Annotated in this window: 11 protein-coding genes; 7 read left to right on the top strand and 4 right to left on the bottom strand. The window is 72.2% G+C overall.

Annotated elements, in window-relative coordinates:
• Positions 1 to 37: 37 nt before the first annotated feature.
• Entirely contained in the window at positions 38 to 958 is a 921-nt protein-coding gene (locus ACGFI7_RS38740; protein WP_393413740.1) for a hypothetical protein, read from the top strand.
• Here the strand turns inward: ACGFI7_RS38740 and ACGFI7_RS38735 are convergent.
• Positions 949 to 1617, bottom strand: a complete 669-nt coding sequence (locus tag ACGFI7_RS38735; RefSeq protein ID WP_393413737.1) for a TetR/AcrR family transcriptional regulator — start codon at positions 1615 to 1617, stop codon at positions 949 to 951. The genes ACGFI7_RS38740 and ACGFI7_RS38735 overlap by 10 nt on opposite strands.
• Positions 1618 to 1761: 144 nt before the next feature.
• On the opposite strand from ACGFI7_RS38735, the gene ACGFI7_RS38730 reads away from it, so the two are divergent.
• Complete coding sequence (locus ACGFI7_RS38730) at positions 1762 to 2382, top strand: HAD family hydrolase (RefSeq protein WP_393413734.1); 621 nt, start codon at positions 1762 to 1764, stop codon at positions 2380 to 2382.
• Between the two features lie 92 nt (positions 2383 to 2474).
• Positions 2475 to 2870: a cold-shock protein gene (locus ACGFI7_RS38725; RefSeq protein ID WP_393413731.1), complete on the top strand. Its 396-nt coding sequence runs from the start codon at positions 2475 to 2477 to the stop codon at positions 2868 to 2870.
• A gap of 4 nt (positions 2871 to 2874) precedes the next feature.
• Here the strand turns inward: ACGFI7_RS38725 and ACGFI7_RS38720 are convergent, their stop codons facing one another.
• Positions 2875 to 4425, bottom strand: coding sequence for an MFS transporter (locus ACGFI7_RS38720; RefSeq protein WP_393413728.1), 1551 nt, complete (start codon positions 4423 to 4425; stop codon positions 2875 to 2877).
• 336 nt (positions 4426 to 4761) lie between these two features.
• Here ACGFI7_RS38720 and ACGFI7_RS38715 point away from each other — a divergent pair, with 336 nt between their 5' ends.
• Positions 4762 to 5562 carry a DUF3027 domain-containing protein gene (locus ACGFI7_RS38715; protein WP_393413725.1) on the top strand — a complete coding sequence of 267 codons (801 nt, stop codon included), beginning with the start codon at positions 4762 to 4764 and terminating at the stop codon, positions 5560 to 5562.
• 105 nt (positions 5563 to 5667) lie between these two features.
• Complete coding sequence (locus tag ACGFI7_RS38710; RefSeq protein ID WP_393413722.1) at positions 5668 to 8697, top strand: sacsin N-terminal ATP-binding-like domain-containing protein; 3030 nt, start codon at positions 5668 to 5670, stop codon at positions 8695 to 8697.
• A gap of 3 nt (positions 8698 to 8700) precedes the next feature.
• Here ACGFI7_RS38710 and ACGFI7_RS38705 read toward each other — a convergent pair whose 3' ends face one another.
• The gene (locus ACGFI7_RS38705; RefSeq protein ID WP_393413719.1) at positions 8701 to 10191 is read right to left on the bottom strand and encodes an alpha/beta hydrolase; all 1491 of its coding nucleotides are present in this window, start codon (positions 10189 to 10191) and stop codon (positions 8701 to 8703) included.
• Between the two features lie 93 nt (positions 10192 to 10284).
• Positions 10285 to 10497 (bottom strand): DUF2530 domain-containing protein, encoded by a 213-nt coding sequence (locus ACGFI7_RS38700; protein WP_393413716.1) that lies wholly within the window; start codon positions 10495 to 10497, stop codon positions 10285 to 10287.
• 83 nt (positions 10498 to 10580) lie between these two features.
• On the opposite strand from ACGFI7_RS38700, the gene ACGFI7_RS38695 reads away from it, so the two are divergent.
• The gene (locus ACGFI7_RS38695; protein WP_393413713.1) at positions 10581 to 12020 is read left to right on the top strand and encodes an NCS2 family permease; all 1440 of its coding nucleotides are present in this window, start codon (positions 10581 to 10583) and stop codon (positions 12018 to 12020) included.
• Positions 12021 to 12138: 118 nt separating this feature from the next.
• Positions 12139 to 12591 carry a MarR family winged helix-turn-helix transcriptional regulator gene (locus tag ACGFI7_RS38690; RefSeq protein WP_393413711.1) on the top strand — a complete coding sequence of 151 codons (453 nt, stop codon included), beginning with the start codon at positions 12139 to 12141 and terminating at the stop codon, positions 12589 to 12591.
• Positions 12592 to 12602: the final 11 nt, after the last annotated feature.

Below are 12602 nucleotides of genomic sequence, written 5' to 3'. Positions count from 1 at the left end.
TGGTATGTCCCTGCTGATTGAGGCAGCATTGCTAGGCGTGATAGAGCGAGCGGACCAGCTGATCTTCAACTACGTCAGCAAGGCCGCCGACGCGGCCCACGGCGTGCTGAGGCCGGATCAGCGGCTCGACTTCACGCGGCGGCTGCGGGCCAGGATCGAGCAGGAGCGTCAGGGCAGCCAGAGCGCCAAGGACGTGACCCGGCTGCTGGCCCGGTTCGGCGACCCGGTGCTCCTGGTGGAACGGGAGGTCCGCCGCCTCGCGCAGGCCGCCGCCCCGGCCCCGTCCCCGTCCCCGTCCCCGGCTTCGGCCTCGCCGGAGAGCACGCTCGTGGGCGACGGTCCGCTGAACGGGCCGGAGCCCGTCGTACGCCCGGTGAACGCCTCGGAGCCCGTCGTGCGCCCGGCCGCCGGTGAGGAGCCGACCGCCGCGTACCCGCGGATCCGCGACGACGTGCCGCCGGGCGTGGCGCGGAGCCGGCGGCTCGCGGAGCAGCGGCTGGCCCGGCAGGAGCGCGGGCTGCCGCTGGCCGGTCTGCGCAGGGCCGCCATGTCGGTGGCCAACCCCATGGTCACCGAGGGCAGGGACGCCAGGACCATGGTCAAGGAGCACCCCAGGGAGGCGGCCGCCCTGGTGGTCCTGGTGATGGCCGCGCTGCTGGTGCCGTTCGGCCTGCCGCCCGTGGCCATCTTCCAGGTGCCGGTGATCGCGTGGGCGGTCGGCGCGGTGATGGTGATGTTCAGCGACACCTGGGCCCTGCGCGAGCGGCTGATCGGGGCCGGCGCTCCTCTGGTCGGCTACACGGCGGGCGGTCTGATCGTCGGCGGCTTCCGGGTCGGCGGCGAGCCGGGGCTGCAGCGGTTCGTGATCGAGTTCTTCAACGCCAGCGGCGTCATGTTCATGATCGGCACCGGGGTGGGCGTGGCCTGGCTGGCCTACCGGCTGCTCGATCAGGAGTGAACGGTCGCGGGCGCCGGCAGCAGCCCGACGGCCAGCCGCACCCACGCCGCCACGAACCGGTCCTTCTCCGTGTAGCCCGGCGCGTCGCCCACCGTCTCCTGGAGCAGCCGGTACTGCACCACGGCCCCGCCGAGCACGGCCGCGATGGCCGGCCAGTCGACGTCGGCCGAGCGGTATTCGGGCTGCTCCCTGAACCAGCTCACGATGGCGTCGAACATCGGCTGCAGCAGCCCCTGCCGCACCACCGCCACCAGCTCGGGGAACTGGCTCAGGTCGCGGAAGAAGACCCGGGTCAGCTCCGACTCCTCGCGCACCTTGGCCAGTCCCGCCCTGCACAGGTGCGACAGCCGCTCCTCCAGGTCGGCGGAGGTCTCCATGGCGCTCAGCTCGGCGAGGCTGCCGGCCACCTGGCCGCGGGTGCGGGCGGCGTGCTCGTTGATCGCCGCCGACAGCACCTCGTACTTGGACTTGAAGTGGCGGTAGAGCCCGCCGGCGCCCGGTGAGAGGCCGGACGCGGCCTCGATCTCGGCCACGGACGTGGCGGCGTAGCCGCGTTCGGCGAAGAGCCGGAGGGCCTCGTCGATGATCCGCTCGCGTGTGTGGGTCGCGGTCTTCGCGGGCGGGCTCGCGGGGTCTCCCGTGCTCGGCGATGTCGTCATGTCGTTCGTGTTACCTCCGGTATGGAGGGTAGTCGCGGGCCCGATCGGACCTGGACTGCCAGGGGGCAGGGACCCTTCCGATGACTACGGTCCCACGACATCCGCCATTACGCGTATCGGAAGGTTCTTTGGCATCCTTCAGGTGTGGCGACATCGGTGGGATTCGACCTCGACATGACCCTTGCTGACACCCGGGTGGGCATCGCGGCCGTCTACGACGAGTTGTCGGCCAGGCTCGGCGTGCCGATCGACAGCCGGGCGGTCGTCAACCGGCTCGGCCCGCCGCTGGAGACCGAGCTGGCCAACTGGCTGCCCGCCGAGGAGGTCGCGGCCGCCGCCGACCTCTACCGGGAGATCTATCCCGAGGTGGGGGTGCCCGTGCACGTCGCGATGGACGGCGCGCACGAGGCCGTCGAGAGCGTGAAGTCCCGCGGCGGCCGGGTCATCGTGGTGACGGGCAAGAACCTGCGCGACGCGAGAAGCACGGTGCGGCTGCTGGGGTTCGACGTGGACGACGTGGTGGGGTCCGTTTTCGGCGCGGACAAAGGCACCGCGCTCAGCGCTTTCGGCGCCGCCGCATATGTCGGCGACCACGTGGCCGACATCGAAGCGGCCCGGGCCGGAGGCGCGGTCAGCGTCACGGTCGCCACCGGCCCCTACACCGTGGGGGAGCTGCGCGAACACGGGGCGGACGTGGCCCTGGGCGATCTGACGGAATTCGCCGATTGGTTCGCGGGCTGGCAACCACGTCACGAACTCGTGTAATTCACCGGCAATTACCCGGTCGCTCTATAGCGCTACGGGGCATAACCTACATCCATTCACCTAATCCGCGACGTTCCGAACGAGGTCCTCCTGTGCCGAGTGGCAAGGTCAAGTGGTACGACGCCGACAAGGGGTTCGGCTTCCTCACCCGCGACGACGGTGGTGAGGTCTTCGTGCATTCCTCCGCGCTGCCGGCCGACGCCGGGCCTCTCAAGCCCGGGCAGAAGGTCGAGTTCGGTGTGGCCGAGGGCAGGCGCGGCCAGCAGGCGCTGTCCGTGCGGATCCTGGAGCAGCCGCCGACGCTGGCCAAGACCAAGCCCAAGGCCAAGCGGAAGAAGCCGGACGAGATGGTGGTGATCGTCGAGGACCTGATCAAGCTCCTCGACGGGCTGTCCACGTCCTATCAGCGGGGCAAGCACCCCGACGCCGTGCACGCGAAGAAGGTCGCGGTGGTGCTCCGGGCCGTCGCCGACGACCTCGACGTCTGACGGCTCAGGGCGGATTGGTGAGCGGCTTGGTGCGGTCGATCGGATCAGGAGGCTCGGGCGGGGCGTAGGGGGCGGTCTCGGCGTGTGCCGCGGCGTGCGCCGCGTGCGCGGCGGCCTCGCGCATCCGCGCCCCGGCTGCCCGGACGCGGGTGCGGCGTCGTACGACGAGCCAGACGAGGGTGACGGTGAGCACGGCGGCCAGCGTGACCAGCCCGGCCGCGCTGCTCTCGGTGAGCGACAGGCCGAGCCCGATGAGGCCGCCGAACACCCAGGCGAGCTGGAGGAACGCCTCCACCACGCCGAACGTCGAGGAGCGCACCTCCTCGCCGATCTCGCGCTGCACGATCGCGTCCAGCGCGAGCTTGCCCAGCTCCTGGGCGAACGCCGTGACGACCGAGATCGCCACCGCGGCCCACAGCCCGAAGAGCACCGCGGTGGCGATGGCGGTGATCGCGGTCGTGGCCAGCGTGAGCAGGACGATCAGGCCCGGCGAGTTGTTGCGCGTCCAGTTGGCGATCACCGCCCCGATCAGGCCGCCCAGCCCGGCGGCCAGGGCCAGCACGCCGATGGTCTTGGCCGTGTCGAAGAACGGGTCGGGCGCCGACGGCGCCAGCCACGGCACCACCTTGTCCTGCACCATGAAGAGCAGGAAGAACAGCAGGAAGCCGGAGAACAGCCGGATGGCGACGTTGGCCCAGACGGCCTCGGCGACCGCGGGGCCGACCTGCAGCAGGGTGCGCCAGCGCGGGGCCCGGCCCTCGGCCGGGGCCTCCTCCTCCAGGTCGGGCGAGTCGACGTGGCGCGGCAGCCGGACCGCGAACACCCCCGCCATGAGGAACACGGCCATCGCGATCCGCAGCATCGTGGCGCTGCCCAGCCAGAGCGTCAGCCCCGCCCCGACCGGCACCATCACCCCGGCCGTCACCAGCGAGAACAGCGCAACCCTGGCGTTCGCCGACACCAGCGTGATGTCGGCGGGCAGCACGCTCGGCATGATCGCGGCGCGTGAGACGTTGTAGGCCTTCGACAGCACCAGCACGCCGAGCGCGCCCGCGAAGAGCGTCAGCAGGTCCTGCGGGCCGACGGCCGCCGCCATCGCGAAGCAGAGCAGGCCGCGGCCGAACAGCGTGCCGGCCATCACGTAGCGCCGGCCCGACCTGAACCGGTCGAGGATCGGCCCCACGAACGGCGCCAGCAGCGCGAACGGCAGCATCGTGATGACCAGGTAGAGAGCCACCGGGCCGCGGGCCTCGCCGACGGGCACGCCGAAGAAGACGGTGCTGGCCAGCGCGACGGTGACGAGCGTGTCGCCGGCGCTGTGCCCGGCGGTCAGCTCGATCAGCCGGCCCAGGCCGGTGCGGTCGGCGCCGTTGGCGTGGGTGAGCCTGCGGGTGGCGCGGCCGACCGACCGCGCGGCGCCCGCGGTGGCCTTCCCGGCCCGCACGCCGCCGCTCGCGGTCGCCTTTCCGGCGCGCGCGGTCGCCCGGCCCGCGTCGGCGACGCCGCGCCCCACGCGCCGGGAGAGGTCGCGCGCTCGCTCCCAGCCACCCTCCACGCTTACCAGTCTTACCCGATCGCCACCCCAACCCTCACCCTCGCTTTCGTACCGCTTGTGGTCGTTCGTCGCTCAAGTGGCGCTCGCGTAGATTTTTCGGTCGTACTTCTCGCGGAAGCCCGCCGGCTCTCCCTCGGATCCGAAGATCCGGTGCGTCGAGGTGCGGGGGCGGGTCGCGGTACGGGAACGGGCCCGTAGATCTTGGCCCGGGGAGCCTTCCGGGCAAGGTTTCTCGGCGCCACCGGGCGGGAAAAGCGGGATACTCGGCCCCGGCAGGGCCGGGCATGGGTGAGAATGAAGTGTGAGCGAACAGCACCTTTCGGCGGAGGCAGGCCGATGAGCCGTGCCAGGACCCGCTCCGCCGCGCCCGACCAGGCCTGCGTCGCCGCCGTCGACCTGGCGCGCGCCGCAGCCGAGGAGCTGGCGCGGCCGGGAGAGCCCGGCGAGCATCTGGGCTACGAGAGCGAGGGCGACCGGGTCGTCACCCACTACTTCGCCTGCCAGGACCGCGCCTATCGCGGCTGGCGGTGGGCCGTCACCGTCACCCGGGCGTCCCGGGCGAAGAAGGTGACGGTCAGCGAGGCCGTCCTGCTGCCCGGTTCCGGCGCGCTGCTCGCTCCCGAGTGGCTGCCGTGGAGCGAGCGCCTGCGCCCCGGCGACCTGGGCGTCGGCGACCTGCTGCCCACTCCGGAGGACGACGACCGGCTGGTGCCGGGTTTCTCCGAGAGCGACGACGAGGTCGAGCAGCAGACGATTTTCGAGTACGGCCTGGGCCGGGCCCGTGTGCTCTCGGCCATCGGCAGGGACCGGACCGCCAAGCGCTGGCATTCCGGCGAGCACGGGCCGCACACACCGATCGCACACGCCGCTCCCGCGCAGTGCTCCACCTGCGGCTTCTACTGGCTGCTCGCGGGTGGGCTCCGCCGGCTGTTCGGGGTCTGCACTAACGAGTACGCGCCCGACGACGGCAAGGTGGTCGCCGCCGACCACGGCTGCGGCGCGCACTCCGAGGCCGCGGTGCTGCCGCCGCCGGTCGAGCAGGCCGTGCCCATCCTCGACGACCTGGGCTTCGACCTGATGGAGGAGGAGGCGGGCTCGGTCGGCGAGTCCGACTCCGAGGAGCTCGGCCACTCCTGACGGCGCCGGTGACCGGAGAGACCCCGCCCGCGTGGCGGCGGTCCGGTCCGGGTTCCCACTAATCTACGGTGGCCCCGTACCGTTCGAACACAGGATCGTGAACCGATGACCGACACCTTTGGCACCGACCGGATGCGAGCCGCCGTGCTCGCCGCGTGGACGGCGTCGCCCGCCCGGTTCCGCGAGGACGCCAACGCCGAGGAGGACTTCGCGCTCGGCGGCTACCGCGACCGGCTGATCGTGGAGCTGGCGCAGAACGCCGCGGACGCGGCGTTGCGCGCGGGCGTGCCGGGGGTGCTCAGGCTGACGTTGCGCGGCGCCGTGCTGACGGCCGCCAACACCGGCGCACCGCTCGACGCGACCGGCGTGGAGAGCCTGGCCACGCTGCGCGTGTCGGGCAAGCGTGACGAGGCGGGCGCGGCCGGGCGGTTCGGCGTCGGGTTCGCGGCCGTGGTGTCGGTCTGCGACGAGCCGGAGATCGGCTCGCGCGGCTCCGCCTCGGTGCGCTGGTCGCGTGCGGGGACGGCCGAGGCGGTCGCCGCGGTGCCGGAGCTCGCCGGCGAGCTGGCCGCCCGGTCGGGGCACGTGCCGCTGCTGCGCCTGCCGTTCGAGGCCGCTCCGCTCGACGTGCCCGACGGGTTCGACACGCTGGTACGGCTGCCGCTGAAGGACGAGGCGTCGGCCCTGGCGGTGCGGCGCATGCTGGAGGAGACGAGTCCGGCGCTGCCGCTGGGCCTGCCCGCCCTGTCCATGATCGAGATCGACCTCGACGGCGAGGTCCGCACGGTCACCGCCGACGGCTGGCACGTCGTCACCGAGTCGGGGCGGTTCGAGCCGGAGCAGGTGGCCGAGCTGTTCGCCGACCGGCCCACCGAGGAGCGCGCCCGCCCCTACTGGTCGGTCCGCTGGGCGGTCCCGCTGACCGGCACCGGCGAGCCGGGGCCGCTGCCCGCCGCGGTGCCGCCGGTGGTCCACGCGCCGACGCCGAGCGACGAGCCGATCGACCTGCCCGCGCTGCTCATCGCGTCGTTCCCGATGGCCACCGACCGCCGCCACGTCGCCGCCGGGCCGCTCACCGAGTTCCTGGTCGAGAAGGCCGCCGACGCCTACGTCCGGCTGATCGAGGAGCTGCCGCGCACCCCCAGGCTGCTCGACCTGGTGCCCTCGTACATGGGCAAGGGAGAGCTCGACGCGCGCGTCCGGCGCGCGGTGCTGCGGCGGCTGCCGGAGACGCCGCTGCTGCCCGCGCTGTCGGCGCCCGCGCCCGCCGTGCGGACGCCCACGTTCGCCGACGCCGAGGTCTACGAGCCCGACGCCGAATGGCGGGTCGAGCACCCGCCGCAGGAGCCCGGCCCTGACGGCTGGGTCGTCGCCGGCCGCGAGGCCGCCGTGGTGGCCGGGTCCGCCGAGCTGCTCGACGCCGTGGCCGCGTTCGTCCCCGGCCTGCTGCCCTCGGGCTGGCCGGCCCGGCACCCCGCGATGACGTCGCTGGGCGTGCGCCGGGTCGAGCTGTCCGAGGTGGTCGACCTGCTGTCGGGGGAGGCGGTGGAGGGCCGCGAGCCGGCGTGGTGGCGTTCGCTGTACGAGGTGCTGCCGGCCGACGACCCCGAGTCGCTCGGCGCGCTGCCGGTGCCGCTGGCCGACGGGCGGCTGGTACGCGGCCCGCGTGGCACGCTGATCATGACGGAGGGCGGGGCCGGGCTCGACCTCACGCCTCTCGGCCTGCGCATCGTGCACCCGGAGGCCGCCCATCCGGCGCTGCTGCGGCTCGGCGCCGCCGAGGCGACCCCGCGCACCGTTCTGGACGACCCGATCACCAAGGCCGCCGTCGCCCAGTCGCTCGACAACCCCGATTCCGAGCCGATCGCGCGGGCCGTGCTCTCCCTGGTCCAGGCGGCCGGGCTGACGCCGGGCGAGGCGCCCTGGCTGGCCGAGCTGGCGCTGCCGGGCACCGACGGCGAGCTCTACCCGGCGGGCGAGCTGATGCTGGCCGAAGGGGCGCTCGCGGGCCTGCTGGAGCCCGACACCCACCTCGGCGTGGCCGCCCGCGAGCTGGAGGAGACGTACGGGCCGCGGGTGCTGGAGGCGGCCGGCGTGCTCGACGGGTTCGCCGTGGCGCACGACTCCGACGTGCTGCTCGACCGCGACGAGTGCGACCACGACCTCGACGGCGAGGACGAGTGGCTCGACCACGTGCTCGACCTGCTGCCCGACCTGGACGTGCCGCCGGTGGTGCCGGAGTTCGCCGCGGTGCGCGACCTGGAGCTGGTCGCCGACTGGCCGGCGGCGCTGCGGCTGCTGACCAGGCCGCCGCTGCGCGCCGCGCTCCACCCGCTGCGCGTCGAGGGCGTCGAGGTGCCCTCCTACACCGCCTGGTGGCTGGCCGGTCATCCGGTGCTCGACGGGCGCAGGCCGCGCGAGCTGCGGCTGCCCGGCGCCGACCCGCTGCTGCAGGGCCTGTACGCCGACGCGCCCACGGGGCTGGACGAGGGCGCGCTGGCCATGCTGGGCGTGCGGAGCACGCTGGCCGAGCTGCTCGACTCCCACGGCGGCCCCGAGGAGCTGCTCGACCTCATGGCCGACGAGTCGATCGAGGTCGACCGGGCCCAGCTGCGCTCGCTCTGGATGGCGCTGGCGGCGGTCGAGCCCGATCGGGTGGCCCCGCCCGCCCGGGTGCGGGCCGTGCTCGGCGGCGACATCGTGGTGGCCGACGCCGAGGACGTCGTCGTGGTGGAGGCGCCCGACCTGCTCCAGCTGGTCACCGACCGGCCGCTGGTGCTCGCCCCGTACGACCTGGCCGAGTCCCTGTCGGAGCTGCTCGACCTGCCGCTCGCCGGGGAGGTGACCTCCGGCGAGGTCACCTCCGCCGGCGAGACCCGTCAGGTGCCGCCCCAGGTGCGCTCCCTGCTCCCGACGGCCCCCGAGGCCTACGTCGAGCACGAGAAGCTGCTGGTCGACGGCGTGCCGTGCGCGTGGCGGTTCTTCGAGGGCGCCGTCCACTGCTCCGGGCTCGACGGCCTGGCCCGCGGCCTGGCCTGGGCCACCGGCCAGTGGAACGACCGGCTGGCCGTCGCCGCCATGCTGCGCGACCCGTCCGCGGTCCCCCTCCTGCTGGCGGAGGCGGACCTTTCGTAAGGGTCAGGAGGCGGGGCAGCTGACGTCCGCGCCGGGGACCTCGCCTCTGAGGAGGTACGCGTCCACGGTGCGCAGGACGCAGCTGCTGCCGCTCAGGTAGGCGCCGTGCCCCTCGCCCTCGTACGTGACCAGGACCCCGGTCTTGAGTCGCGCCGTCAGCGACTCCGCCCACGCGTACGGCGTGGCGGGGTCGCCCTTGCCGCCGATGACGACGATGGGGGCCGAGCCGGTGGCGTCGATGCGCTTGGCCTCGTCGTCGCCCTCGGCGGGCCAGTGGGCGCAGGCGGGGGAGGCGCCGTCGGCTGCCATGACGGGGAAGATCTTCTCGACCTTCTCGTTGGTCGCGGCGGTGTCGGCGGCCGTCGGGCGTTCGGAGGTGTCGGCGCAGGTGATCGCCTGCAGGCTGGTCATGGCCGTGGAGTAGGTGCCGTCCGGCCTGCGGCCGGTGTAGCTGTCGGCCAGGGCGAGCAGCAGCTTGCCGTCGCCCTTGACCGCCGTGGCGACACCCTCCTCCAGCAGCGGCCAGGTCGCCTTGGCGTACAGCGGGGTGATGACGGCCAGCTGGGCCAGGCCGTAGGTGAGCTGCCGGTCGCCGACCTTGAGCGGCTCGGCCTCCAGGTCCTCCATCAGCCCCTCGACCGTCTCCCGCACGGCGGCGGGGGAGGCGCCGAGGTGGCAGTCCAGCTTCAGGCAGTGCTCGGTGAACGCGTCGAACGCCTGGGCGAAGCCCTTGATCTGGGTGAGCGTCCGCTGCTCGAAGGTGACGTTCGGGTCGTAGGCGGCGTCGAGCACGAACCGGCCGACCTTGTCGGGGAACTTGGTGGCGTACACCGAGCCGAGGTGGGTGCCGTACGAGAGGCCGAAGTAGTTGAGCTTGCCCTCGCCGAGCGCGACGCGGATGCGGTCGAGGTCCTGGGCGGCGTTGACGGTGCCGACGTGCGCGAGCACCTTGCCCGAGTCCTTCTCGCAGGCGGCGGCGAACTCGCGGGCGAGCTTGTCGGCGTCCTCTCCCGCCGTCATCCCCATCAGCTCCTCCACCTTGCCGCCGCACTTGACGCCCGCGCTCCTCTCGACCCCGCGCGGGTCGAAGCTGACCAGGTCGTAGCCGCTGGCGAGGCCGGCGAAGGCCCGCTGGGTCATCGGGAGCATGTCGACGCCGGACCCGCCGGGCCCGCCGAAGTTGAACACCAGCGAACCGATCCGGTTGCCGGTGGCCTTGATCCTGATGAGGGCCAGGTCGATGGTGTCGCCGTCAGGCCGGTCGTAGTCGAGCGGCACGGCGAGCGTGCCGCATTCGAGCGCCGGATCGGGCGCCATGGTCTTGCCGTCGGCGCCCACGAGGTCGGCGCACGTCCGCCAGGCCACCGCCCCGGTGTCGGGTGCGGCGGACTTCCCGGCCGGCTTCCCGGCGGGCTCAGCCGCGGGCCTCTCGGCGCCGGCGCAGCCGGTCGCGGCCAGGACGAGCACCAGGGAGGTGAACCAGGTCCGTTTCATGGCACCCAGCATGGAAGAGTCGGCATCCGTCCTGGTAGTGCAAGGAAACAGCAGTTGGGGGTGACTTACGTGAGGGGCGCCGGATGACAGATGTCAGTCGCGGCGCTGGCGCCGGACGAACCACATGCCGAAGAAGCCGAAACCCACCCCCGTCAGGCAAGTCCAGATCCACCAGGAGTGCTCCGGGGCGGGGCGGAAGATCAGCAACCCGGCCAGGGCGATCGCCCAGAGGGCGGTGCCCACGGCGATCGCCGCGGTGTCGTTGGTCTCGATCGGCTCGGGGTCGGGGTGCCACTGCTGCGTCACACCATCCAGCGTAGCTTCCAATCGCATCTCGATACGGTTACCAGCACTTTTGGCGATACGTCACGACTGTCACAGTTTCGGCCGTGAGTGACTCCCGTACTGCTATAGACCGATACTTTTCCATCTCCGAACGCGGCTCCACCGTCTCCCGTGAAGTCCGTGGCGGCCTCGCCACGTTCTTCACCATGGCGTACATCGTGGTGCTGAACCCGATCATCATCGCCAACGGCAAGGACATCCAGGGCGAGGTGATCGGCGACGGCACCACGCCCAACGTGGCGCTGGTGGCCGCGGGCACCGCCTTCGTGGCCGGCATCCTGACCATCCTGATGGGCGTGATCGCGCGGGTGCCGTTCGCGCTGGCCGCCGGGCTCGGCCTGAACGCCTTCGTGACGTTCACCATCGCACCGCTGATGACCTGGGAAGAGGCCATGGGCCTGATCTTCCTGGAAGGCATCGTGATCGGCATCCTGGTGCTGACCGGCCTTCGGGTCGCGGTGTTCCGGGCCATTCCGACCCAGCTCAAGACCGCGATCAGCGTGGGCATCGGCCTGTTCATCGCGCTGATCGGGTTCGTGGACGCGGGCTTCGTGCGACGGGCCGGCGGCGCGCCGCTGGAGATGGGCATCGGAGGCAACCTCTCCTCCTGGCCGATCTTCGTGTTCGTCGTCGGCGTCCTCGCCACCGCCGCGATGGTGGCGCGCAAGGTCAAGGGCGCCATCCTGATCGGCATCGTCGGCACCACCATCCTGGCGATCATCGTCGAGGCGATCGCCGGCTCGGGCGGCGCCTCTCAGGAGAACCCCGGCGGCTGGCAGCTCAACGTCCCCGCCTGGCCCAGCGAGGTCTTCGGCTTCCACAACCCGCTCGTGCTCTTCGCCGAGTTCGACCCGTTCGGCGCCTTCAGCTCCGCCGGCCTGCTGCTCGCGGTGCTGTTCGTGTTCACCCTGCTCATCACCGACTTCTTCGACACCATGGGCACGATCGTGGGCGTCGGCCGCCAGGCCGACCTGGTGCAGGAGGACGGCACGCTGCCGCGTACCCGCGAGATCCTGCTCGTCGACTCGCTCGGCGCGGTCGTCGGCGGCGCGGGCTCCGTCTCGTCCAACACCACCTACGTCGAGTCGGCCGCCGGCGTCGGCGAGGGCGCGCGGACCGGCCTGGCGAGCGTGGTGACCGGTGCGCTGTTCCTGGTGGCGATCTTCTTCGCGCCGCTCGTCCAGATCGTGCCGTACGAGGCCGCGGCGCCCGCCCTGGTGGTGGTCGGCTTCCTGATGATGACCGCGATCCGGGACATCGACTGGACCGACTACGAGATCGCCATCCCGGCGTTCCTCACCATCGTGCTCATGCCGTTCACGTACTCGATCTCGAACGGCATCGGCGCCGGCTTCGTCACGTACGTGCTCATCAAGGTGGTGCGCGGCAAGGCCCGCGAGATCCACCCGCTGATGTGGGCGGTCGCGGCGCTGTTCGTGCTCTACTTCGCGCTCGGCCCGATCAAGGTCATGCTCGGGCTCTGACAACAGGCACGGGCCGTCGTTCGCGAGAACGGCGGCCCGTTGGGTATCACCAGGTGAGACGGACCGCAGGTTCGCGAAATCTTTTGACCTCGTCTATAGTTAGCAAAGGTAATGACTCATGCTAACAAGACCTCAGCACAAGACGGACCTGCGCAGCGACGCCGGTCTGGCTTCAGCGTTGCGCGTTTCGCTGGCCAGGCTCAACAGACGGCTGCGCCGGCAGGCGGCGGCGCATCCGCTGACCCCCACCCAGTTCGCGACCCTGGCCGCCGTCGAGCGGCACGACGGGATATCACCTGGCGAGCTGGCCGAGCTCGAAAAGGTGCAACCGCCCTCGATGACCCGCGTGATCGCCGCACTCGAGGAGCGCGGCCTGGTCTCGCGCAGCCCGCACCCGAGCGACCGGCGTCAGGTGACCGTGACCGTGACCGATGCCGCCAGGAAGCTCCTGAAGGAGGAGCGGGCGCGCAAGGAAGCGTGGCTGACCCGGCAGCTGAAGGAGCTGTCGCCCGAGGAGCGGGCGATTCTCCGGCAGGCGGCGCCGATTCTGGAGAAGCTCAGCAGGATCTAGAGCCCGAAGAA

The sequence above is a fragment of the Nonomuraea sp. NPDC048826 genome (assembly GCF_043198225.1).
GTDB lineage: Bacteria > Actinomycetota > Actinomycetes > Streptosporangiales > Streptosporangiaceae > Nonomuraea.
The sequence above is the reverse complement of the archived record's forward strand: the minus strand, read 5'-3'. Positions and strand labels throughout refer to the sequence as shown.